This is a genomic window from Mucilaginibacter sp. Mucisp86, from assembly GCF_047324315.1.
Taxonomy (GTDB): Bacteria; Bacteroidota; Bacteroidia; order Sphingobacteriales; family Sphingobacteriaceae; genus Mucilaginibacter.
In genome coordinates this window covers 5,102,954-5,126,837 of sequence record NZ_CP168503.1, presented here as the reverse complement: position 1 = coordinate 5,126,837, position 23,884 = coordinate 5,102,954, and the positions used below count along the sequence as shown (strand labels likewise).

18 protein-coding genes are annotated in these 23,884 nt (G+C 45.6%); 2 read left to right on the top strand and 16 right to left on the bottom strand.

Going from position 1 to position 23,884, the window contains the following annotated elements; all coding sequences use genetic code 11:
* Position 1: 1 nt before the first annotated feature.
* The 14 genes from ACEN9X_RS21530 to ACEN9X_RS21465 are packed head-to-tail and all read right to left on the bottom strand — an operon-like array spanning position 2 to position 19,807.
* Positions 2-4,225, bottom strand: coding sequence for a hypothetical protein (locus tag ACEN9X_RS21530; RefSeq protein WP_413667095.1), 4,224 nt, complete (start codon positions 4,223-4,225; stop codon positions 2-4).
* Positions 4,226-4,243: 18 nt separating this feature from the next.
* The gene (locus ACEN9X_RS21525; protein WP_413667094.1) at positions 4,244-6,955 is read right to left on the bottom strand and encodes a hypothetical protein; all 2,712 of its coding nucleotides are present in this window, start codon (positions 6,953-6,955) and stop codon (positions 4,244-4,246) included.
* Positions 6,952-10,242 (bottom strand): baseplate J/gp47 family protein, encoded by a 3,291-nt coding sequence (locus tag ACEN9X_RS21520; protein ID WP_413667093.1) that lies wholly within the window; start codon positions 10,240-10,242, stop codon positions 6,952-6,954. The genes ACEN9X_RS21525 and ACEN9X_RS21520 overlap by 4 nt, the downstream gene beginning before the upstream one ends.
* 7 nt (positions 10,243-10,249) lie before the next feature.
* Positions 10,250-10,672, bottom strand: coding sequence for a GPW/gp25 family protein (locus tag ACEN9X_RS21515; RefSeq protein ID WP_413667092.1), 423 nt, complete (start codon positions 10,670-10,672; stop codon positions 10,250-10,252).
* A gap of 3 nt (positions 10,673-10,675) precedes the next feature.
* Positions 10,676-10,966 (bottom strand): PAAR domain-containing protein, encoded by a 291-nt coding sequence (locus tag ACEN9X_RS21510; protein ID WP_121227820.1) that lies wholly within the window; start codon positions 10,964-10,966, stop codon positions 10,676-10,678.
* Between the two features lie 9 nt (positions 10,967-10,975).
* Positions 10,976-12,727 carry a type VI secretion system tip protein VgrG gene (gene vgrG, locus ACEN9X_RS21505; RefSeq protein WP_413667091.1) on the bottom strand — a complete coding sequence of 584 codons (1,752 nt, stop codon included), beginning with the start codon at positions 12,725-12,727 and terminating at the stop codon, positions 10,976-10,978.
* A gap of 6 nt (positions 12,728-12,733) precedes the next feature.
* Positions 12,734-13,405, bottom strand: coding sequence for a CIS tube protein (locus ACEN9X_RS21500; protein ID WP_413667090.1), 672 nt, complete (start codon positions 13,403-13,405; stop codon positions 12,734-12,736).
* Complete coding sequence (locus ACEN9X_RS21495; protein WP_121227826.1) at positions 13,405-13,587, bottom strand: DUF5908 family protein; 183 nt, start codon at positions 13,585-13,587, stop codon at positions 13,405-13,407. The genes ACEN9X_RS21500 and ACEN9X_RS21495 overlap by 1 nt, the downstream gene beginning before the upstream one ends.
* 4 nt (positions 13,588-13,591) lie before the next feature.
* On the bottom strand, positions 13,592-14,050 hold the full coding sequence (locus ACEN9X_RS21490; protein WP_090524166.1) for a phage tail protein: 459 nt from the start codon (positions 14,048-14,050) through the stop codon (positions 13,592-13,594).
* 2 nt (positions 14,051-14,052) lie between these two features.
* The gene (locus ACEN9X_RS21485; protein ID WP_091211201.1) at positions 14,053-14,484 is read right to left on the bottom strand and encodes a phage tail protein; all 432 of its coding nucleotides are present in this window, start codon (positions 14,482-14,484) and stop codon (positions 14,053-14,055) included.
* A 39-nt stretch (positions 14,485-14,523) separates the two neighbouring features.
* Positions 14,524-16,515, bottom strand: a complete 1,992-nt coding sequence (locus ACEN9X_RS21480) for a phage tail sheath C-terminal domain-containing protein (protein ID WP_413667089.1) — start codon at positions 16,513-16,515, stop codon at positions 14,524-14,526.
* Positions 16,516-16,526: 11 nt separating this feature from the next.
* A complete protein-coding gene (locus tag ACEN9X_RS21475) occupies positions 16,527-17,981 on the bottom strand; it encodes a phage tail sheath family protein (protein WP_413667088.1) in 1,455 nt (484 codons plus the stop codon).
* A gap of 18 nt (positions 17,982-17,999) precedes the next feature.
* Complete coding sequence (locus tag ACEN9X_RS21470; protein WP_413667087.1) at positions 18,000-19,184, bottom strand: hypothetical protein; 1,185 nt, start codon at positions 19,182-19,184, stop codon at positions 18,000-18,002.
* A 38-nt stretch (positions 19,185-19,222) separates the two neighbouring features.
* A complete protein-coding gene (locus tag ACEN9X_RS21465; protein ID WP_413667086.1) occupies positions 19,223-19,807 on the bottom strand; it encodes a DUF4255 domain-containing protein in 585 nt (194 codons plus the stop codon).
* Between the two features lie 419 nt (positions 19,808-20,226).
* Here ACEN9X_RS21465 and ACEN9X_RS21460 point away from each other — a divergent pair, with 419 nt between their 5' ends.
* A complete protein-coding gene (locus ACEN9X_RS21460) occupies positions 20,227-20,823 on the top strand; it encodes an FMN-dependent NADH-azoreductase (protein ID WP_413667085.1) in 597 nt (198 codons plus the stop codon).
* Between the two features lie 54 nt (positions 20,824-20,877).
* On the opposite strand, the gene ACEN9X_RS21455 is transcribed toward ACEN9X_RS21460, so the two are convergent.
* The gene (locus ACEN9X_RS21455) at positions 20,878-21,990 is read right to left on the bottom strand and encodes a metallophosphoesterase family protein (protein WP_413667084.1); all 1,113 of its coding nucleotides are present in this window, start codon (positions 21,988-21,990) and stop codon (positions 20,878-20,880) included.
* Between the two features lie 390 nt (positions 21,991-22,380).
* On the opposite strand from ACEN9X_RS21455, the gene ACEN9X_RS21450 reads away from it, so the two are divergent.
* Complete coding sequence (locus tag ACEN9X_RS21450; RefSeq protein WP_413667083.1) at positions 22,381-22,902, top strand: protease; 522 nt, start codon at positions 22,381-22,383, stop codon at positions 22,900-22,902.
* 45 nt (positions 22,903-22,947) lie between these two features.
* Here the strand turns inward: ACEN9X_RS21450 and ACEN9X_RS21445 are convergent, their stop codons facing one another.
* The gene (locus tag ACEN9X_RS21445) at positions 22,948-23,883 is read right to left on the bottom strand and encodes a sugar phosphate isomerase/epimerase family protein (protein ID WP_413667082.1); all 936 of its coding nucleotides are present in this window, start codon (positions 23,881-23,883) and stop codon (positions 22,948-22,950) included.
* Position 23,884 lies beyond the last annotated feature (1 nt).

Below are 23,884 nucleotides of genomic sequence, written 5' to 3'. Positions count from 1 at the left end.
CTTATTTAACAGTACCAGGATCTGTAGTACCCGGATCTTTTTTGATGATCTTCGGATCTATCTTAGGTGTTATCGTCGGTTTTACAACAGGGTCCTGTTTAGTCGTGGCCGGATCCACTTTAGGTGTTGCCGCCGGTGTTACCGAGGGCGTTTCTTTAATCACAGCCGGATCCACTTTAGGTGTCACCGAAGGTGTTACTGCCGGGGTTTCTTTAATCACAGCCGGATCTACTTTAGGTGTCACCGCAGCAGCCGAAGGTGCATCTTTAACAACAAGTATCGGTGGGGTTGTTGTAGTTGTGGTTGTGCCTAAGGGTGGCAGGTTGGTAAATATCGGTGTAGTAATCGTAGAAGGTAAAGCAACAGGCGGAGTAGGTGTAAATACCGCACGGCATTTATCAAACTTAGCATTCACTGCTGTAAGTGTGATGACCGTATTACGACCGCGTGGAAACTGCCCCATGTTAAATACTTTTACAGTATTTACATCATTACTGGTAGTGCCATCATCAAACGTCCAGGTAAATTTGAAACTGCCAGGATTAGGTGTTTTATTGGTTAGCGTAACAGTAGCAGTGCCTTTGGCCGGATCACCATCTACTTTATAATCAAACGAGGCCTGCGGATGCTCGTGGATCATCAGTGTACAAGCAGGAACCGGCTTGCCGTTCACAATAAAGTCGTTGATGCTAACATCATAAGGGCCTTTTGAAGGATCAACAACCCACTGGCTGCCGAGTAGTTTCACAGCGTCTCCCGCTAATTTTGAGGTAATGATACCTGTTGCAGGTTGTACGGTTGTAAAGTTTATATTACCTCCGTCCGAACAAACTTCGCTGGCAGCTAACTGCAGGTCTACAGGCTCCTCAGGAATGTCTACCGTAATAACAACCTGTTGTGTATCGGTACAATCATGATTATTGGCAGATAAGGTGAAGGTTAGTTTACCATCAGGGAATTTTGCGCGAAGATCGGCATACTGAAAGGTAATGTTATCAATCGGTGTGATAAGATTAGCATGCACCTGTCCGTCGGGCATTGTCCAGGTGTAGGCAAATGTATCGCCAGGCGCTTGATTGCTTGTAGCCGTTAACTGAATAAATACGGCAAACTGTGTTGTATCACTTATGCTGGCCGCAGGTTTAACAGACGGGTGTTTAAATACGGTGATAGTGCATTCTGTAGGCTGATCATTGACAGTAAATTTAATCTGCTGGCCAAATGTGCCATCTTTAACCTTGGTTGTATCGAAGTAGGTTACCGCTGCTTTAGTTACAACGGTAGTTTCAAAACCGGCAGCGGCTTTAATAACCCCATCAGCCGGACTAACTTTAAACTGCAGCAGGCCTTCGTCTGAGCAGGCTACGGCTTTAGGCAAGCTTAAACCTACCGGTGGCTTAGGCATAATGAATGCCACCGGCGGACAATCAGAGCAGCACATGTAAGGCAAGCAAAAATCTGCAAACACAATATCTTCCGGCACATCGGGATTTGTGCCCACTGACCTTACTTTACCAAGATCAACAGCTAAGGCCTGGGTTTTACTGATAACATCGGCCTCAATTGTTGGTGTAAATTTACGCGGCGACTGCACCTGGTAAAATTTCACAGCGGCAGAAATGTCATCAAAGTTGGTATTCTGAGCTATAAAAGTCATCGCGTCGGCATCACTTGCAAAACCTTTTACGAACTGAGGGTTAGCCTGGAGTGCCTTTAACCTTTCATCGAGCGAAAGTGTATTTGGAGGTATTGTTGGACTCGGCGTAGTCATGGTAGTGGCGTATACCATTACAAAGGTTCCGCCTGCAGGTACACCTGCAAGATGCTCCAAACCAGTATGATTTGCAGCATAAGCCGAAAAAGTAAGCTGAGCCAACAACTTAGCCTTGCGGTCCTGGATTTCTTTTAAAATAACGGCAAGCGCCTGGCCTGCACAGCAGTTTTCAGACAAGCGCCACAATTGCAGCTCGTAATCATCTTCATACCCCTTACGCACATAATCAGCCTTCGCAAAAATCTGGCGGCTTTTTACACTTGCCGCTTTTACCTCGTTGCACAGATCATCTACCCGGGCCGAGAAGTTAGTAATAGTGTCATCGTCAATATCAACCAGCCTGTCGGGCAGCCACTGGCTTATATTTCGGGTACCGGCAATCACACGCACCGGAATATCAACAGCTATAGCCTGTTCATATGAACCGGTTGCCGAGGTATCTATATTTTTAACTGCAGCGTCCGCATAGTCCGAAATACTTACAGCGTCGCCCTGCCTGCGGATCTGATCTACATAGTAACCTATGCTGCCCTGCGCAACATTGATGTTATTATCCACCGCGCTAAAACCACTATCAACCGCTACTCTGCTGATACTTTTATTAATTGCCAGACCGCTGGTTGCTTCCATACTGCTCCCGATTGATATGCCTGCAGTTTTTTCAACCGTAGCTGCAGCCATCCTCATTTTGGGTGTTGCAGCTGCAGGTGCCGCCGCTGCCTCTTCATTAGCGAACGACAGTGGCTGCTGTGCAGCCTGGGCCAGGACCTGGTTTGCCACTGAATAGCCTGTTTTGGTATCAAAACTTGAAAAAAACTTGCTTACATCGCTATAAAGGCAGTTTTGTTCGGCCTGGAAAGCTCTTAATGTAGCCTCCAGGTCATTAAACTGGCAGGCATAGTCATCAATGTTGATGTCGCTAAGGGTAACATCCCCCAGCCTGATGGTCACTACATCAAAAGGGAGGTTAGCATCCTGCCTGATCTTATCGACCGCGGCAAGCGCATCAGTATACTTTTTGCCGATATGTCCTTCTATCCTGAAAAAATTATTAGCATCAATGGAATAGTTTAATGGATTTACGACAACGTCATTTGCAGGCGAATAGGCCGAAGCATTATAACTAAGGATTAGCTTATCTGTACCCTGCAGCCATCGGCCATAACTCCATTTTTTAGCCAGATCAACCGGTTTGCCGTAATAAAACGGGATGGCCCTTGCCTCTAAAGGTTTACTATTATCTGTAGATGGAGTTACCTTCACCACTGGGTTTGCAGGCAGGGTGAACCCACTGCTCATGATGTTCAGCCTGTCTAACAAATTCAAAGCAATATTCAGCTTGTCCTTATTAGCGCTTACAGCAGGCGAAGCATAAAATTTATGGCGATAAGGCGTTGGTTTGGCTGTTGGAGTAACATTTAAAGCCCCCAGCATGATATGCTTTGGAAAGGCATAAATATTGGGGCAGCACTGGTAAATAATATCCGAAAGTATGGCCCGTAATTCATTGTATCCGGTTAGCAGGTCCTTGTAAAAATCATACAGGTATTGTGCCTGCATTGGGGCCGTAGCTTTGCTTAGCGTTGTATTGATATTCGCAACGATACTGGTAATAGGGTAAGCAGATTGCGGATCAAGCGCGAATTTGAAAGTATTGTATAACGATTGAATGGCTGCTGATAAACCTGCTGCCCCCGTGTTTGCGATACTTGAAAAAGCAGCGGTAAGTGCAGATGATGATGCGGTTGTTTGCGTATTAAAGAACACCCGTTTCGCAGCCAGCACCGGAGCATCAAAATAGGCGTTGTAAGCGTTGAAATACTTTTTGTAGATATCATCATAAATAACCTCCGAACCGGTTTGCTCGATGATCTGGTTCATATCGGCCTGGGCAACGAGCAGCACTTTTGGCTTGGCTACCTGCTTACGCCCCTGGTTATCACAATCAATAGCGGTACAGGCATCTGGGTCTTTAGAGTAATACTCCAGGTAAAGCAGACCGTACATTTCTGTCAGATCTTTACCGGCTTTTGCTTTAAAATTGGTAAGGGCAAAGCTATCGGTAGGGAAAACGCCCTTGTCATCCGGGGTTACCAGTTCCCATAAAGCCATTTGAGCGGCATCTGTCCCTAAAGGGTAAAAAGGCGGGTATTTAATCAGCGAATTATCATAGGCCCTGAAATTTTTATAGGTTGTTTCGGGCATGTAAAGCAAATCACCGTCGGTAGTTACACCGCAGCCTTTACCTATGGTTATGCCGTTGGCATCGCCTTTAAAGCTAAGACCGCATACCAGGCCAACACCAATTAAACAGGTACGGGTAAGGCGCTGCTGATCTTCAAAAAACTCTACAATATCGTTCAGTTGCTTGGCTGTAAGCACCTGGCTGTCAACAAAGGAGTTATACTCTAAAGTTATATCGGTGAGCTTTATGTTGGTTACTGGTGGCATGGCTTTTTTATTTAGGTTTTAACTGTTATTATTTGTGCCGCCCTGCAAGGTGCCAAGGCTTGATTTATTCAATATAATCGGGTTGGTTTCCTGGGTGTCGTCGTCGCAATCGCTTAACTGCCCCTGCTGATAAACGGTGTACAGTTTTTCAAGCACATCTATGAATTTGCTGTTCAATACCGGGTCAATAGGTGTATCTGTACTTACCGCTATGTGTTTGGCGGCAAGCCAATCTTTATAAACCGCTTCAAAACCAACCATCTGATCATGGCCTATAAAGCAGATCCGCGGTAAAATATGGGCCGGCGTTTCTGTACGGATGAGCCGCTCGGCATAGGTGCGGAAAGCTGTATTACGCAACCTTACGCTGTAGCCGGGCAGTATCACACAAACACGGAAAGAGTATGGGTCAAGCGGCTCGCAGTAAACGCCATTAGGATCAAGGCAAACCGGCATAAACTGGTGATGGGTACTGTCATCGCCGGTATAATCAAATGGAGGCCGCAGCAGGATATTTTCTATCACGTACATACCCTCCATCTTAAAATCGTTTTGCATAAACTTGATGATAAATGCAATTTCGGTTTCGATGGCAGCGGCGCTGAACTCCATATCATTAAGGGTAAGTAGCGTACCGGCCGAGTTGGCTATGTTATACACATATTTGCCGGCAGTAGGTCCAGGGCTTAAGCGGTAGTTTTCCCTGTCGCAGGCCAGCACAGATACCAGGCCGAGATCTTCATAGGCGTCAATTTCCTTTAGATAATTGGCATTGCCTTTAAATTTCACTACACCAAGCTGCGATATTGTCCAGTTGTAATGCAGGGCATCGGCCTTGAACAAAAGGTAATCCTCCACGCTTAGCTGCTGCATTTTATAGTTGGAGAAACCCAGCAGCATCGAGATGCGTTTTTCCATGCCCGATACATTCACCAATTGCTGATCGGGCGTTTTAGCGTTATACAAGTCCATCCCGCTACCACGGCAAATGCTCATCTGATCATAATCCTTTAAAAAATTAACCTTATGCCTGATGATATTGCGCTGATAATCTTCGCCGTAAATGCGGTACATTAAAAACACGTATTCGTTAAATTGCTCTGCAAAGCGGGCCAGCAAATGATCAAGGAATTTATTTTTCCGCTCGGGATAGTTATCCTGCCCAATTTCTTTAATTACATCATCAACTGTTTGCTCCCATTGGGCATAGCCATCCACAAGTTTTTCTACATCCCTGATACCGTTTACCGTATTGCTGAAATAGGTTTTACGGATACTGTCATCAGCAGTGAGCAAGATCCGGGCATTTGAAAGCTGGGCGAAGTAATTGGCCAGCACCTGATCATAAAACAACAAATATCCTTTAAGCTGTAAAGCCAGCGAACGTTGTTCGGTTGTTGCGGTATCGGGCAAACCCAGCGGTGAAATGCCATAGTTTTCAGGAAACTGGTTTTGCAGGGTTTCATAGTGGCCGATATCGCGGTAATCACCTTCGGGTACGGGGAGGTCGACTATCTTCTTTGCCTCAACGCTGTCTTGCCAGTCTTTACGTAACTGGTTAAGATCGGTCTGGGCTTCTGACTGTTTCAGCTCGATAGGCACCACGTCTTTATAAAAGGTGAATGACGAATTGGTTTCGCACAAAACAGGCTTATGACCATCCTGGATACAAAGCAACCATTGGTTCGATTTATAGATCTTATCGGCAACCTCGCTCTGAGGTGCGGTACAGCCGCAAAAACCAAAGGAAATGCGTTTCACCAGCCGCACACCGTCAATTTCCATAATGATGCGGTACAGATCAGACAGGCGCACTTCGGTACGCAATTGTGAGGCCGCAAGCTCAGCGGGGATAATAAACCCCTGTTTGGCAAACTTGGCATCAATACCCTGCAGGTTTTCAAAATCAAGCACGGGGCCTTCAAATATCTCGTCGGGCTGCATGCCTTTGTCAAGCAGCTCCTGCAACAGGTAAAATTGAATATCGGGTGTAAGGTATTGCTCAATATTGAACATGATCTGTGCCCAGATCATTTCAGGATCGGCCTGGGGTTGCAATTCAATTTCGGCACAGATAACTATTTCCTGGTTTTCAACCGCCTTTACCTGGTCAAGGTCCTCACACAACTCACGGAAGTAATGGTATACCGATTTTATTTGTTTGATGATATCGTCCTGTTTGGCTTTGATCTTGGCGGCATCGCCGCCCAGTTCAGGAAAGTCCTCAAAATCAATCAGGATATCGTTTATGCCCTTTAAATCGAATTTAACCTCTTTGCCTGTCAGGGCATTTTCGCCGGGTTTTGCATAGCGCAAAAGCGGTTTACCATCCGGTTGTTTATAGTTGGCAATAATACTGTGGGGCGATTTCTTGATCCAGGCATTCCGCACACCATCTATCCGTACAAACAGTTGGCGGTAATCATCGGGGGTAACAGGGTAACCGGGCAGTATTTTTATGGCAGACAAAAACTGCTCATGCATACTGGTGGTATTATCGTGGTCAACAGCCAGGATATTTTCCACCGGCAGGGTAATGCGATAGTTAAGATCGGTTAGTGCATAACAAAGCATCTCAAGCGTGGTAATCCCCGGATCATGCACATTATAGTCCGACCAGATGGCGCTCGCCAGATCGCGGATATGCTGCATGCCTTCGGTGCGCAGGGTATTGTACTCGGGCCCAAGGCTGGTATCAATTTGTTTCGGTATGGTTAACTGATCAATCATGGGCATGTAGGTATGGTTTGGGTATCAATTAAATGCTGCTTTGCCGATACAAGAATGGCCTTTGAATTGCCTGCCTCCAAAACATCGGGATTTGCGGGCCCCGATGCAGTGAAGTACATCTTAAAATCGGTTATATAATCAACATAAGGTAGCTCTTCAATAAAGCGGATCACCACGCTTTTATACAATGTTCCGCCGAAATCAATATCCGCATTGCGGTTATAAGCCCAGGGCGACAGGTAATTGATCAAATCTGTATTCAGCTTAATGGCGTACAGGTTTTCATCCAGCCCGAAGTAAAACTTCACCTTAAAATCAAGGATCACTTCCTCATAATCAGGGTTAATAGCCAGCAGATCAACGTGCATGGAGTTTAAACCCGACAGGTATTTAGTGATCTCACTCAGGGTATTTTTGCTTACCCGGGGTTTAAATGGGTCAAAACTGATCTGGTTACGGATATCGGGGATAGCCACAACCCTTACACTACCCGGCGCCACCTCTATGTCATCGTTAGTATGGTTAAGGCACTTAACCCTAAACACCTGCGGAAACTGCGCCATTACCAGGTGTTCATAATCCCAAATGGTAATTGCCCGGTGTTTATGCCTTAAGCGTTCGCTTACCCGTAAACGGAAGGCACCATCATCCTCGGGCAACAAACCGCCGAACGAGGCATAAGGCTGCGTAACCGATTTAATCTGCGGCAGCCTGTCAATTAGCTTACTTATTGTACCCGCGGGCAGGCCTGCGTCCAGATGTGAAAGTTCGTTGTCATTATCGGCAAATTCAGCCTCGGCTGCCTGGATATGTACATTAATGAACTTACAAACCGAATCGATAGTAACTGAAGTTGGTAGCTCAACCCCAAGCCAGGTTAGGCTTTGGTTAAGAAATGTATTATTGGTTGTAGCGCCTTCGGGAATTAAGAATTTGATAATCCCCGAGCGTAAAAAATCGTTGGTATCATCACTGATGATATTGCTTTTATCCAGTGCAATCCATTCATTGCCGGATAAGTAAAACCATTTAGGTTGGATGGTATCAGAGAACGATGGCGCAAGCGCATCCTCGCTCCCCTCGGCCACCTGGAAAAGAATACTGGCTACCGATCCTGTCTGAATACCCGAGATGCCTATATAAAACGCGGCAAGATCGGGTGCCTGTGGTATGGCTGTAATGTTGCCATCAATTAAACCGTGAAATTGTTTTTTGAGGAAAGCATGCTGCTCGGCCTGGCCAAATGGTGTTTCATGAAAAAACTGAACGTTGTGGTTCACATAGTCGGCCAGCAGACCGGCATTATTATTACTGCTTGTAAGCTTATCAATATCGTTTGAAGCCGTTGCTTTGTAGTCGATGGTAAGCGAAGCTATTTCAGGCGTATAAGGCACCGACGGTATAATTGCGTCCCCTTCTTTTTTAATCATGGCTGCCGCAAATAATTTGGGGTACTCGGTATGCAAAAAGTCGCGGTCTAAATTGATGCGGATATAGTTATCCTTAACCCCGGCCGAAAAATTTTCGGTTTGTGTTTGCACCGGTGTGGCAGTTTGCTGGAAGCCTATAAATCCCAGTGTAGGAAAAAAGAACTGCATGGGCTGTACATATTGCTGTACAAGTGCTTTTTCGGCCTGTGCCCCCCAGCCGTAATTAAATGCCCCGGATACGTTAAAGTAAAGATATTGGTTAATAAAACTCGGGGCCTGATTTACCGGCTGGGGCACACCATCCGGTGTTAAGGTAAATGAGTCATCGAGCACGCTGATCGAGCTTCCTCCATCAGGGAACCATTTTCCATCTTTGATAAACGATACCTTTGCAGTAAAGCTATCTTTATCGGCAATAACCCGCCCGCCGAAATCACTAAGCCCTGAACTGGAAGTAATTTTATAAGCACTCGGTGTAAACGAAGGACTTACAAAATCGGCGCGGTAAGCATTATAATAATCTTCTATCGGGCTCGGTACTCCTTTCCAGTTAATTTGAGGTTTGATCTCCGTCCACTGTTTTTGAAAGATCTCAGCATTACCAATATAAAGGTTTGAATGTATTTTGGGTACTGCCCCAAAAGCAAGGAATGGTTTTGAGGGGTCAACCTTACCGTTATCATTTTCAACCGCCAGGTTTTTCATGCCGGTTACGGCTACGTCAATCTGCACACTATCAAGCCGGGCCTTACTTAATGCCTGGTAAACAGGGTAAGCGTTGTCCTGTACGGTCATCAGCAGGCGAATAACCGGAAAATCGGTTTTGTAATTCTCTTTGTGGATAGCCTGATCATAGGGTACTACCGCTTTAGCTTTAGGTGGTACATTTACAGTTATAATCAGTTTTTGCTGGCTCAGCGTAGCGGGCGCGGTTGAAGGAAAATCGGCCTGGAGCCAATCTTTTTCAGATGTCAGAAATACTTTAAACAACTGCGCTATTAATGCAGGATCAAAGGCATCGAGCCCGGTAAAATTAAGTGTAAGGGTTATAGTACGGTCGCCCTCACCCAGAAGTAGAACGCTTGAAGCAAAAGCAAAACCCATTGATGCCGTTGGCCAGCTTTTGCTGCCAAAGGGGTTCCATTTGGGTACATCGTCCTTAAAAGGTGTACCCAAACCATCGGCAGAGAAGGTAACATCGGCATAAGCGACTTTATTATCTGCAGGCGATTGATACCAGCTTTTCATAGCAGCTATGGTGGCGCTGTTTACTGCCAGCTCGGCATTTGTTTTAAAAACAACGGGCTTAGGTTTAGGGCTTTTATCTTTACCTGCATCAAGTGCTGTATCCTGCGGCAATAAAAAACCGGTGAGGTTACGGGCCAGTTCAAATATGATGTGCACTTTATCCGGTACCTCCGGCCTGTTGCGCAACTGCAATACCCGTTTAAAATAAAAATCAAGATGACGGCCGGTAAACTGGTTCAGCGCATCTTCTGAGTGCTGCAGCAGCATAATAAAGCACATGAACAAGGCAAGGTGTGGTTCAACATCACTTTTAATGCTTGAGTCGGGAAATCCCAAACCTGCATTTTGCATTTTTACCTCAACCTGCTTCAGAAAATCCTGCAGCGCTTTTTTATCCTGGATAAAAAACGGTTTCCAGTCGCCTTGCGGGTAGTTGCTGTCTTTCGGGGTATAGTAATTTATTTTATCGGCATAAGCAGCCGCAAACGTTAGCCAGTCTTCCATGCCCAATTCCTCAATTGGGGCGTAGGCTGGGTCAAGCGCTTTCAGAAAGCGCTGTGACTGGCTTGAGCCATCACGTTGAAGCGGATTTTTATCGTTACAGGCCATGGTTTGGTTATTGGTTGGTAGTTATGCTGGTAATGTCATTTTTATAATAAGGGAACACATAGTTGTACCTTGAATTGGTGGTACGTACCGTGTAATTGAGCTTAATAAGTAAAACCCCTTCGCTATCCATACTGCTGTCAACCTCGGTGCTGTTGAGCGTTATTCTTGGTTCAAAGTACAGCACAGCTGTTTCAATCAAATCTTTGATATAGGTTTTGAGGGTGAGGTTCACAGCCTCAAAAACTATATTTTGCAAATCGCACCCGAAGGTTGGCTGCATAATACGTTCGCCCAGCCGGGTGGTAAACAGTATGCCAAGGCTGCTTTCAATATCGGCCTCGTCGGTAAGCATCTCAACTTTGCCGGCAGCCTTGTCAAAACTTGGCGGGAAACTCCATCCCCGGCCTATAAAAGGTATTTTTGGTTCCATTGATCAACCTCCGATTATTACTGTTGGGCAGCCTAACACTATCGATCCGCCATGGGCTGTGCTATCGCCCATGCGGGCGGCGGGTTTCCCCCCTATCAGCACCGTTGCCGAACCCATGATGATTGAATCGGGCGGACCAACACAGGTACACATATCGCCTACGCATACCGCAGGCATGCCGCCAATAAGCACCGTTGGTACCCCCGGCCCTATTACCGGCCCGCCTACATGAGGCACTACGCCTGTAACCATAGGGCATACGTGCATATCGCCTATCCGTGCTGCTGCTGCCATTTTTTGTTATTAATTTATTTGTACAATTGAGCCTTTAAGCGCCGCTGTTCCGCTTGATTTTACTTCCACACTGGCCGATCCCTCGGCCGAAAGCGCGGTATTGGCTTTCAGGCTTAAATTCATGCCCTCGGCATTAAAATCCTGCTGGGCTTTAAGCACCAGTTTGCCCTGGGTTTCGATGGTTATACCATCACTGTTCATTTTTATCGAGTTATTGTTCTCGTCTTTTAGTTCTATCGCCCCGGCATCTTCATCCATGGTTATCTTTTTTCCGGCAGGCGTTTCAATGGTTACCGATTTTTTATCGTCATCAAAAACAAGTTTCATTTTACTGCGGGTTACAAAGCCCTTTTGGTTATTGGCATCGGCGGCCGTTAACGGAGCGTTTTTACTGCTGCTGTTAAGCATGCCCAGTACTACCGGCTTGCGCGGATCGCTGTTTAAAAAGCCTACTACTACTTCGTCGCCAACTTCGGGCAAAAAGAAACTTCCACGATCTTTACCGGCATCTAAGGTGGCCACGCGTGCCCAGATCCCCTGATCATCGGGACTGATCACCGGCATGCGCACCAGGATCCGGCATTCGCCATCAGGGTCGCTTTCCAGTTGGGTTACCACACCTATCTGCAAACCGGGCACCGCCTGGATCAAAGCTGAAGCCGGCTTTATACTGGTATCAAACTTTTCGGTAAACCATTGCGGGTCTAAGCCAAATTGCACCTCAAGCTGCCAGTCGCCGGCAGATACATGATGCTGAATATGACTAACAAAGGCATTGCCGTTAAACCTGTCGCTCAGGTTGCTGAGTTTGATAATCATGCCCGGCTTTACCGTGTGAATACCTTTAAACTTTACCCTGCCCCGTACCTTTGAAAGTACCTGCTTTTGCTTGAGCGCTGTTGCCCAGGCCTGCAGTTCGGGCTGCGAAAGCTTGCCGCCATGATTGAGCTGATATTTATTTTCATTGAATACGCCTGCCAGATCATCAGAACTAAGATTCCCATTCAACTCGCCGGATGGCGGGTTGGCATCAACCTTTTCAATTTCCTGCGATGCAGGGTTCCAGGTGCGGCCGGTTATGGAGGGGAACTGAATGCGTGAATCAATCTCGGCATCCAACTCCAGCATGGTAGCACCAAATGATAATTCCACAACCGCTGTACCGCTTATTTCGGGTTTTTTAATGGATAAGGTATTATCATCGGTATAAACCAGCATCCCGTTTAGTTCTGCGCGACCGGTTATAAAATCCCAATCAGTGGCCTCATATTGTACCAGGTCGCTGGTGGTGATGTTCATATCTGCAACATCGGCTGTTAAACCGCTATAAGTACCTGTTAGGGTGGTTATAGCATCACTGTCTTTCACATTTTCGCCAAAGTATTTGCTGTGGCGGGCAAGGGTCATGGCAATCGCCTTATCGCGGCATTCAATAACCAGCTGCGAACCACTGTTACGTAGCTTGATACTATGTTTGATAACCACACCTTTAAAAAGCGTATAATTATCCGACTCGTAACCGCACAGGATCTCGATGTTTTTTCCCGGTATAAATAAGTCGCCGTTGCTGGCGTCAAACTTTTGGGCCGAGGTATCACCATCCACGATCACCAGTTTGGCAGCAGCTATACGGTTTACGCCCTTATCAATCACTATAGCCTCCACCTGTAGGGTGCGCGGTATCTCGGTACCCTCAATTTTTACAATGGGGGTAACAACGGTACTTGGCCGGGTGGTTTCTATGGTGCGGCTATCTGCCATGATCTGTTACTGGTTTAATGGTGGAAACTTGATTTTTGTACCTGTTGCGAGATACCTGAAATCGTTGAGGTTATTTGCCTGGGCTACTTCGATGTAATACTTTGAATCACCGTAGATCTGGTAGCAGAGCAGCGGTAAAGTATCACCTTCATTAATCACCCTAACCTTGGTTAAATCGGGCGATTGCGCATTTTCCTTAGCAACCCGCTTTTTGTCCTCAACAGAACCAATGAACGAAGCTTTTACAATAGCCCTGAGCGGACGACCCTGGCTATCAAAAAGTTTGTAGCTGATATCCATGGTTTCCAATGCGCCATCAAACTGAAGTGTACCCCAGTAGATGCTCACAAACCTTGGCCTGTGCTTATCGCCTTGGTATTCAATGATTAGCTTTTGCAGGTTGTCGATATCCTCATCAACCCCTAAATCGCCGGCTGTAGCACCGTTGATAACCCCGGTCCGGTCAAACATCAGCTCGAAATCCATCTTCTGCGGCTCGATCTTGGAGAACTTAGGCAGCTTGCCTGATGTACCCTGCGCCTGCTTGTCAGAATACTTGATCTCGATCTTCTGGCTATAGCTTTCGGGGTTGACCTGCACAAACATGGAGCCTTCTTCCTTTTTGCTCTGCGGATCGGACCAGGCTACGATCTTCATTTTGGTTACATTATCGGCCATCAGCGTTCGTTTTTATTTTTCAAAATCTCCAATATCTGCTCCACGCATTCGGCAATGATCTCATCTTTATCACCGCCGCCACCGCCCTGTCCGCCGCCACCGCCTGAGGGCTTTGAATCCTGCTCGGCCGGGCTTTGGTTTACGCTTACGCGGATGTTCAATTCTCTGATCTCGATTGGCATAACATCAGGTTTGAAGTGTGTAATACTGGTATTGCAGCTCAAAACTTTCAATTGCGATGCTGTTTTGCTCGGCATTCAGATCACTCAGGCTCCATTTTTTGGGCCAGGCCTGTACTACATTCCAGGTCAAAAGCGGGTCATGTTCTTCGTTAAGCAGGCTTACGGTAAGGTCTTTAGGTTCGATAATAAAATTATTGAACACGTTATTGCACCAATCCATCAGCAGTTTTGATTCGGTAATGAGCCCCCGTTTCAGCACCAGTGCCGGAAACTTGGCCCTCACCGGCAGCGCATGTTCAAAACGATTTTCGCCACCCTCCTTTTTGGATTCTGTTTCCATCTCCATGGATAGGCCTGATACATTCTGAAACCTGCTGTCGATATTTTCATCGCCGATGCCCGTAAACACCACCTTAAAGTGAAAGCCTAAAGGCGGATAACCTGATTTAGCGTCGAAGGCCATGATTAGCCGTTTTTGATAGTTAAACCTTCGTGAGCAACCTCAAGCGTTTCAATTGCTGCCTCGTTGGCATCTGCCTTCAAATCGGCCGACTGAATCTTAACCGGGAAAGCATTTTTAACCGACCATGTAACAACCGGCTGATGCTCTTCATTAAGCAGGTTAATGGTAAGGTCACGACGGTCTATCTGGTTTAGTTTCACAGTGTTCATCCAGTCATAAAACTCGTTATCATTAGCAAATGTGCCGCGTTTTAGGGTGATGTTACCATATTTGCGCATACCAGGCATCTTTACCTTATTGTATTCCTTGCTGCTGCCTTCGCGGTATTCAATCACTTCGGTTTCTATCTGTAAGCCGGTTACTTCTGTAAAACCGATACGTGTGCCACCCCAGTCAACCTGGAAATGGAATTTGGGTAGAGGATAATTTGCCATTTTATTTGTTTTAAATGAAATTCAACAGATTTTATTTAATTAACTCTCCTGCATTTTGTGTGAAAAACGGAGGATGATGAACTCGGCAGGCCTTACTGCAGCCATACCTATTTCAACTATCATGCGGCCTTCTAAAATATCAAGCGCAGTCATGGTTTCGTTAAGGCCAACGTGTACAAAAAACGCATCTTCGGGTTTAGCGCCTTGTAATGCACCGGCACGCCATTGCAGGGTTAAAAAGTTCTGGATCATCACCCTTACTTTTGTCCAGGTGTTGGCATCGTTATTTTCAAAAACGAAAGGATAGGTAGCTTTTTTAACCGATTCTTCAACCATGATGAAGAACCGCCTTACCGGGATGTAGCGCCATTCGTTATCATTACCGGTTAAAGTACGCGCCCCCCAAACCAAAGTGCCGCGGCCGGCGAAGGCCCTGATGGCATTAATTGATTTACCGGTTGCGGTAACATTCATATCGTCCTGATCGCTGTTGTCAATTTTTACAGCGGGGCCAATTACATTATTAAGACTTACATTGGCAGGCGCTTTCCAAACGCCGCGGGAGCCATCAACATTGGCATAAACCCCGGCAATTGCCCCCGAAGGAGGGATGGTACTCATTTTAAGCGTTACTGCCGAGTTTGCCGCACCGAAAAATACGTTACCCGAAAACAGTGCCTGCTCAGCCAGGTTTTCATAAAACAATGCACCATTTATTAATGCACCCAGGCCTGTTAAAATAGTGGCAACAGTATCCTGCAATGCCTGAACAATTGAAAGCGCTCCTGCTGCATCCTTAGTAAAAGGATCACCATTGGCTATTATTGCCGCGTAGGTTGAATTGGCTACCCAGGGCGTATTATCCAATACCGAATAAACAGTTGCCGGATTACGACCGGCAGTTGTATTAGCAGCAACCTTGTTGTTTTTTTCGTAGGCAATCAGGTTGGTGATGGCGGCTTCAAGCTTGGTATCTTTACTTAACGCGTCAATGTCTTTGCCATAAAGCGCGCCAACAGCCGGTGCATCCTTTGCCTTTTTACCGGCGGTGACAATTGCGGCTAATAAATCCAGATAAGCAGTTAACTGCACATCGGGAGTTACGTTTTGGGCAATGTTATTTGCCAGTGCGGTTAATTTAGCTTTCACGGCATCAACACCGCTTACCCTTAGGGCGGTTGCATCCGCCGCTGCGCTAAATACAGAACCTATTACCTTGTCGGTATCTTTTATAGCATTTTGCAGATTGGTCACAAGCGTTTTTTCGGCAGGGCTTTTTGAAAAGCTATCGTAGTTGGTGATCTTAACCGGTGTGGCGGCATTGTTCCAAAACTCCAGCTGCCTGAAATCAACATTAACATCATAGCTTGTAATTATCCAGGGATAATAAGCCGCACCATAATTTAGATTATTGATCCCTATTGAGCTTCGGAAATTATCTATCGGCTTATTGGTTGTATCCTGCCGTTTATCGCCCTGTAAAAGGTCAAGTATCGAAAACCTGTCCTGCATGGTAGCGCACAAGGCTAATGCCTGGGTTTGCAAACCGCTAAAGCCAACAAGATCGGGATTACCACCAGCTAACAATTGAACCGCATCGGGGAAAAGGATCAGCGTAGGCTCATCTTCGGCCGAAAGCGTATCAATACCTCCTGATATAGGAGCTGCTGTTACCGCTGCTGAGAAATCTCCAACAGAAACGATATAACATGGCCCGCCGCCATTATCAAAGTATTGCCTGAGTGATACATACAACTGAAAGCGTTTATCAGGCACTACGTTCAGGATCTGGTTTGTAGCCGGGTTAACGGTAACCTTAACGGTTGTTGGTACATAATCGCCCCCAAATAAGCTTTCAAACTCCAATAGCGATTTTATACGGGTTGGAACGTTCACCAGCGATTTACCCTCGGGGGTAAGGGCAAAGGCGGTAAAGCCAATAAAAGCAGGTATAGCGGTTTCAACCTGGGCAACTGATGGCGGAAACAGTGCAATCTCCTGCACGTAAACTCCGGGTGTTTTATAAGCCATGACTATTTGATTTAAGATTGAACCATTTTATGACTGAAACGCAGAATAATAAACTCGGCCGGACGAACCACTGCCATGCCTACCTCAACAATGAGCCTGCCTTCAAGAATATCTAAAGAGGTCATGGTTTCGCCAAGGCCAACGTGCACAAAGAAGGCATCTTCGGGCTTAGCTCCCTGTAGGGCACCGGCACGCCATTGCAGTATTAAAAAGTTGGCTATCATGCCGCGCACCTTTGCCCAGGTATTGCCATCATTTGGCTCAAATACAAAGGGCTGGGTTGAGTTTTTAACCGATTCTTCAACCATGTTAAAGAAACGCCTTACCGATATGTAACGCCATTCGTTATCATTACCGGCCAGTGTACGCGCGCCCCAAACCAATACACCTTTGCCTGAAAATGCCCTGATAGCATTTACCGATTTACCGGTGCTGGTTACGTTCATATCTTCCTGGTCGCTATCGTCAATTTTAACCATTGGGGCCGATACCAGGTTTAGGCTCACATTTGCCGGCGCTTTCCAAACACCGCGCGTGTTATCAACAGACGCATACACGCCTGCTATTGCCGCTGCCGGAGGTAAAATAACCGAGAACAGGTTGGTTTGCTGAGTGATATAGTTATACAGATCGCTGTTGATGTGATAGATAGAATTGGCGGTATTGGTATCATCCCGCAGCACCGCAGTAGCCGGAAAATCAGTTGCGGTAACGCCTGTTCCGGAAACAATCAGCTGTTTGCTTTCATTGCTGAAATAATTGATGCTGGTTTGCAGCCACGGATAATATGCGGCACCATAGCTCAGGTTATTAACCCCGATAGCAGTACGGAAGGCTGTAGCTATATCGCCGAATGCTTTTTTGCCTTTATCGGCAACGGCCACATATGGGTCAATAAGCACCACCCTATCCTGTAAAAATGCGGCCTGGGCCAATGCCGCGGTATATAAACCGTAGTAATCTGCGGCAACAGTAAGGGTTACCGCATCTGTAAACAGCAGGATGGTAGGCTCATCTTCTTTTTGCACTGCAGCAAGCGCATTGGTAAGCAGCGTTTTATCTACATTAACAGCCGCACCGGTTTGGCCGGCCGACACGATATAACACGGCCCGCCACCATTCGCAAAATAAAGCTGCAGGCAATAATACATCCTGAATTTCAGGGCTGGATAAGGATCATCTACCGCGGCATCAAACGAAAATACGCCGGCTGTCTTTTTGATCTTGATACCGGTTGTAGTTCCGGCAGTGGTGAACAAAGTATTTTCGGCAAAACCAAAGATCTGCTCATACTCTTTAAGCGATTTGATCCTGACAGGGTTGTACTGCAATGACGCCCCGTTGTAGCTAATATTTTGTGTGTAGCCTATAAAGGCCGGGATAGCCGTTTCAACCTCGGCTACCGATGGAGGTAGGAGCGGAATTTCTTCCACGTAAACACCCGGAGTTTTGTATGTTGTTGCCATATTACTGTTTTTTACTTGCTAAAAAAATATGTCTGAAAAAATCTGGTTGGTTTCTGGTTTTATGAGCGATGCCGTTGCGTTAGGCAGATCGACAGTTGTCAGATTATTATTTTTATCCTTCACTTTCACGGTTATAAAACCCTGCCTTGTAAGCGGCAGCGCATTATCACTTACCGATGCGGCCCCGAAAGCTGTACCTATATACCGCCAGTAAGTAGCCCTGTTTTTGAACCGTAAGCTAAACACCGGCGATTTCAGGGTAGTATCAGCCTGCATCAGATTATAAGCAACGCCGCTGGTTTTAACGCAGATATCTATAAAAGCCCATGCCGATGCATCTGTACTATAATAAAAAGGAAAATCATCAGTATAACCGGTATCAGCCAGGTGGGCAGTATACAAGCCCTCAGGCAAACTGCTTATGTCGGCTTTTATAATATTCAGAGGACCGGTCTCTACACTGGTAACTACATTCACCACGTTACCGGCCCTGTCTTTTATCGTTAATGCCGGGGTTTTATTTGCTACTGTTACCTGGTAGCTAAATACCCGCCCAAACTGGCGGATCAGATCGCTGTTACCGGCATAAGCCAAAGGTTTTCCACCAACCAGCGGGTCGGTGATCCAGTTACCTGCAGGCGTGGCCCCTGCAGTTGGGTCGAGGCTATTTTTTTGCTGCGCGATGAACAATTTGGTTGGCGTAGCCTGGTTATCAACCAGCATATCACCCGGATAATAATCGGTAGCCGCCTTATATACACCTGGTGTGGCAGTTATAAACGGAGACACACGCGGCGATAATGAAGGATCGTTGGTAAAAAAATACACCATTCCGTCGGGCGCTTTTAAAGGCAATGAACTATAGTTGGCAAAAAGGCCATCGTTAATGGCTAAACTAAAGCTGAATACTTCGTCATCTGCCGGAACTATCTGTGGTTGCTCCTTAGTACCGTTCAAAGTATACGGAATACCGGTAATAACACCGGTTTCGGTTTGTTTATAAACTATATGCAAACCCGCAAACTTTGCCCTTGTAGCTTTGGTAGGTGTTACGCTCATGAAACTGCCTATGTCATACCGCTCCAGCATAGCCAGGCGCGCATCGGCGCTCAGCGTATCAAAAAGCGTGACGCCGTCATCAAGGTGATAATGATGACGGATGTCAATCTCAAAAAGCGTTTCGTAATTCAGGTCAAGTACCATCGGGTTATAATTTATAGGTTTACTGCCCGCACTAATCGTTAACTCAGTTTATCGCTCAGTTCTATCTTTTTAATGATGCCGCGTGTTTCGGTTACATTGTCGCGTAATATTTCAACAAGGCGAACGCGGTATAGTACATATGGAAATTGTTTGCCGCCCAGCGTGCTCCACAGGTAATTGGCCTGCTCAAATGTGGGCGAGTAGATATCAAGTATAAGGCGGAAGTCGCCGAGGCCAACTTTTGTAGTGGGACTGTTTTGTTTGGTAAACGTGTTTTTGCCCTGAAAAAACTCAACTATATGTGAAAGAAAGATCAGTGACTTTTCGTAGGAGCTAAAGAGGCATGACGAAAACAGCACATACAGGTTAAGGTACATTGGTGCATTTCGGTAGTTGATATCGTCGCCATTACGCACATAGTTGGGGATGTTTTTCATGGTAAATTCTTCGGAGATATTTACCAGCGTAACCAGGATATTTTCCAAACCTTTGATCTCATCTTCGCTCAAATGGGCTACGTTTTTAAGCTGGGTAAAGGTTGAACTAAGCCCGCTGTTCCCATCTGTTGTTTTGAGATAGTTATTTAACTGTTCAGCTAAAAAGCTTAAGGTTTGGTAAATCATGATAATTAGATGTTTATAGGTGGTTGCAGTTTGGCTGCTGATGTTATACCAAAGTTGGGCATCCGGCTTTAGTAACCTGCAAGTGTATGCACGCTAATTACCACGTATTTATACGCAATTAAAGCACGTATAAATACGTGGTAATGAACGGGTTAAAACAACAAAAAACCTGCAAATTCCAGCAAAAACGAACTTTTTAAAAAGGCTAATCGGTTGTCAGAACGCGCTCTTCTTCAAACTCCATAATTTAAGCGCCGCGTAACAACGGCAAAATCCGCACAACCCACATCTATTTGATGTTCAAACAGATATTAAAAGACCGAGATACTACTATCCTAAAGGATACCGGTATCCTTTAGGATAGTAGTATCTTTTTGATAGTTAAGCAAGGTAATTTTGCTGCTACAAAATAAACAACAATGAAAATATTACATCTCATCAGCAGCCCACAGGGCGAAGCATCATTCAGCGTAAAATTAGGCAACGCTATTGTTAGCGAGTTGCAATCTGCCCACCCGGATAATACATTAACCACTCATGATTTAACTGCCACACCGTTCCCGCATCTGGAAGAGGCACACATAACATCTTTTTACACTCCCGAAGAAAAAAGGACGCCAGAGCTTATTGAAGCCGTTAAACATTCGGACGAAGCTATTGCCGAGTTATTGAATGCTGATGCCGTAGTTATTGATACTCCAATGTACAACTTCGGTATTCCATCAACCTTAAAAACGTGGATAGACCATATTGCCCGTGCCGGCAAAACTTTCAGCTATGGCGAAAAAGGACCTGAAGGCCTGGTTAAAAACAAAAAAGTGTACCTGGCTATCTCATCGGGCGGTGTTTACTCTGAGGGGTTTATGAAAGCTTATGATTTTACCGAGCCTTATTTAAGAGCGGCCTTAGGCTTTTTGGGTATGACAGATATCAAAGCTTTCAGAGTTGAAGGTATAAAAGTGCCGGGGTTACAGGAAACAGCTTTAGATAAAGCGATACAGGGTATTGAGCTTTAATAGTAAACAATAAACGGGAGGTATAGCCTCCCGTTTTGTTATATCTTTTATCTTTCAGATCTTCACAACAAAACTATCCGTTAAAACAGATGTATGTTCATCTTCATCTGCTACGGTATAATACTCTCCGGTTAGCGTAAGCCCCCTGTCATCGCGTTCGATGCTTATTTTTAAGAAGCCATGCCTGGTATCACAACTATATCCAAGGCTTACACCGTCAAATCGCGAATCTCCGGCAGTAAAACCTTCGTTATTAGTCAAAGCAATTGGATGCAACTCGTCAAAGCCCCCGGTACCGGCAACAATATAAGGCATCACTGTTAAGTCATCATATTGCTTGCTGAAACGCTGGTAGTTATGCACGTGCCCGCTAAAAACGATATCGGGCCGGATGCCGGTTTCCGCAAAAACTCCTTCTAAAAAATCAATCATCGGCAAACTGGCCCCATGATTAATATCGGCTGAATAGGGAGCATGATGCATACAAAGGATAACAGCTTTTTCGGGACGTTGCATATCTGCCGATCTTAGCTCTTCCATAAACCAATCGCGTTGCTCGCGGGTAACAACGCCATACTTAGGCACATTGGTATGCAAACCGATGATAGTTGCCAGCGGTGTTTCCATTGTCCAGTAAATATTGGGCTGCGGCATGCTTTTGCGGTTGATCTTCCGGCTCAGCATTACCGGGCGCGAAACAGTATCGCAAAATACTGTTGTAAACGCATCAAGGCTTTGATAGGGCATTTCAGCAGCCGGATTTACGTCGCTATCATGGTTGCCGGCTATCGCGAAAATTGGGCCCGGGTAGAGGCTATATGGTTCAAAAAACTGGTCGTGATAGTTTTGGGCCTCTCCGTAATTGTAAACAACGTCGCCCAAATGGTATAAAAACTTTGGTTTATCAGCGCCGGAGAACATTTTATATTGTTCGGCCATCAAACCGGCTATTCGCCGCTGCGATCCGGGGTTACGGATACTGCCGGTATCCCCTACCATATGAAAAACCATTTTATGATCAGCTACACCCGATAACACATCATGTACAGATAAATGATAAGGATAGTTACCAGTGGGCTCTGGCAGGGGCTGAAATTTATAGCTATCATCCGGCTGATCTTTCTTGACAACCGGGCTGGTATGTTTTAATGCCGAAACTAAAGCCATTTGCTCCATAATACCCACAAAATTACGCAACCTAATATTAAGGCAGGATTAAATTGAGGTTTCATGCTTACAGCAATTTACAACATTGTTTATTTAAGCCTGTTTATGACAGGAAAATCGCTTTTAAAATCAATAGTAAACACGTGGCACCTAACGGAGCCTTAAAGTTTCAGTTTGTTTCCTATAAACACGATATTCCTACGGAGTTTAAAGCAAAATTAGTTAGACACTCCGTAGGAATATCGTGTTTATAGACATTTTGGCCCCAAGATATTGGCTCCGTTAGGTGCCACGTGTTTTAAAAGCAATTTCTCTTCAGCTTATGGTTGTCAAAAGAACTCATAAGATAATTCATCAGTCTGATGACTATTGAAGTACTTACATTTGCGTATGAAAAACTACAAAATAATCTTATCTGCAACGCTGCTTACCTTATCGGCATGTGGTGTTAACAAAGTAAAAAACACATCTGCCGGTTCTGATTCTGCTAAAAATCAAAACGTTGCCCCTGCTGCAAGTGCAAGCTTGTTTGCCAAAATGCAAATAAAGCAAGCCATCAAAATTGGACATCCGGTTGAACTAAAATTTACCGTTTATAACGATGCCGACACCGCCCGTCAATTTTGTAAATGGCATACCCCATTTGAGCCGCTTATGAGCAAATACCTCGACGTAAAAGATGCAAACGGCCAAGAAATGCTATACAAAGGAGCTATGGCCAAAAGAATGATGCCGCCGCCCGCCAGCAGCTATATTAAAGTAAATCCGAAGGACAGCCTATCAGCAACTGTTGACCTGTTGAAGGCCTATGAGATCACCAAGCCATCAAAATACACTGTAATTTACGTAGGGCAAAATATGAGCGGTCTTACGGTAAAAGACAGTGTTGAGTTTGTTTATGAAGGGGAATAAACACCCAATACATAAACAATTGCAAGTAATTCCCCCTTTAGGGGGTTAGGGGGTCACCGCCTTCATCTTCGCCAATGCAGTTTTAGCTACCGTTAGGGCATCCTGTGCATAATAACTTTTATTAAAAACCTCGAACGAGAGCACCAGCGGCCGTTCGGGGTTTTTAACTATTTGCAGGATCTGTTTAAGCGGAGCAATACCATCGCCGCAATAAACCCTGTCCGGTTCAGAAATTTGTTCTGGGCTAATACCTCCGGGATAGTCGTTTACATGCAAAATATCCAGTGCATGATGGCCAACATAATTCAGGGCCTCAACCGCCGACCGACCTTTAAAAATGTGGTATACATCAAGCAAAATGCGGGCATTAGGATTACCACATTGCGTAGCCACATAAAGTACCTGACTTATATGTTTGAGATTTTGTGAGCCTCCCCACATCTCTAACTGAGGCATAACGCCGGTTTGCTCGCCCATTTTCAGGATGGTAAGATATCGTTCAGTAACCACATCCAGATCGATTACGGGGCCTTGGGTCATACCTGCAGGTGGCGCCGCTATGCGGTGGCAACCTAGTTTTGCCAGCATTTCCATTTCCTGCTGTAATTGTTCTAAACCTTTTTTGCGGGTTGCCTCATCATCAACCAGCCATGGGGCAAAGCCTATAGCGTCTTCAATTTTCAACCCCAATCCGTCAATGATTTTTTTTGCTTCGGTTAATGTGCCTCTACCCTGCAGATAGGTTTGCAAAGTATCTATCCAGATTTCAACAGAAGTAAAACCTGCTTTGGCGGCTACTTCAAGTTCCCTGACAAAACCAAGGTTATGCCCGCGGATAGTACTCATGTTTAACGAGTAAACAAAGCCATTACCTGCTTTTGGGGCAATTGGTGTAGCCGTTGCACCCGCTTCGCTCAACACAGCGGCACCTGCCGTTAAACCTATTGCTTTTAACACTTGCCTGCGGTTTAAATTGCTCATA

Bases quoted from the DNA above. Each gene is read 5' to 3' on its own strand.
- ACEN9X_RS21530 (WP_413667095.1), bottom strand. From the start codon at position 4,225: ATGCCACCAGTAACCAACATAAAGCTCACCGATATAACTTTAGAGTAT.
- ACEN9X_RS21525 (WP_413667094.1), bottom strand. From the start codon at position 6,955: ATGATTGATCAGTTAACCATACCGAAACAAATTGATACCAGCCTTGGG.
- ACEN9X_RS21520 (WP_413667093.1), bottom strand. From the start codon at position 10,242: ATGGCCTGTAACGATAAAAATCCGCTTCAACGTGATGGCTCAAGCCAG.
- ACEN9X_RS21515 (WP_413667092.1), bottom strand. From the start codon at position 10,672: ATGGAACCAAAAATACCTTTTATAGGCCGGGGATGGAGTTTCCCGCCA.
- ACEN9X_RS21510 (WP_121227820.1), bottom strand. From the start codon at position 10,966: ATGGCAGCAGCAGCACGGATAGGCGATATGCACGTATGCCCTATGGTT.
- vgrG (WP_413667091.1), bottom strand. From the start codon at position 12,727: ATGGCAGATAGCCGCACCATAGAAACCACCCGGCCAAGTACCGTTGTT.
- ACEN9X_RS21500 (WP_413667090.1), bottom strand. From the start codon at position 13,405: ATGGCCGATAATGTAACCAAAATGAAGATCGTAGCCTGGTCCGATCCG.
- ACEN9X_RS21495 (WP_121227826.1), bottom strand. From the start codon at position 13,587: ATGCCAATCGAGATCAGAGAATTGAACATCCGCGTAAGCGTAAACCAA.
- ACEN9X_RS21490 (WP_090524166.1), bottom strand. From the start codon at position 14,050: ATGGCCTTCGACGCTAAATCAGGTTATCCGCCTTTAGGCTTTCACTTT.
- ACEN9X_RS21485 (WP_091211201.1), bottom strand. From the start codon at position 14,484: ATGGCAAATTATCCTCTACCCAAATTCCATTTCCAGGTTGACTGGGGT.
- ACEN9X_RS21480 (WP_413667089.1), bottom strand. From the start codon at position 16,515: ATGGCTTATAAAACACCCGGAGTTTACGTGCAGGAGATTGCACTGTTT.
- ACEN9X_RS21475 (WP_413667088.1), bottom strand. From the start codon at position 17,981: ATGGCAACAACATACAAAACTCCGGGTGTTTACGTGGAAGAAATTCCG.
- ACEN9X_RS21470 (WP_413667087.1), bottom strand. From the start codon at position 19,184: ATGGTACTTGACCTGAATTACGAAACGCTTTTTGAGATTGACATCCGT.
- ACEN9X_RS21465 (WP_413667086.1), bottom strand. From the start codon at position 19,807: ATGATTTACCAAACCTTAAGCTTTTTAGCTGAACAGTTAAATAACTAT.
- ACEN9X_RS21460 (WP_413667085.1), top strand. From the start codon at position 20,227: ATGAAAATATTACATCTCATCAGCAGCCCACAGGGCGAAGCATCATTC.
- ACEN9X_RS21455 (WP_413667084.1), bottom strand. From the start codon at position 21,990: ATGGCTTTAGTTTCGGCATTAAAACATACCAGCCCGGTTGTCAAGAAA.
- ACEN9X_RS21450 (WP_413667083.1), top strand. From the start codon at position 22,381: ATGAAAAACTACAAAATAATCTTATCTGCAACGCTGCTTACCTTATCG.
- ACEN9X_RS21445 (WP_413667082.1), bottom strand. From the start codon at position 23,883: ATGAGCAATTTAAACCGCAGGCAAGTGTTAAAAGCAATAGGTTTAACG.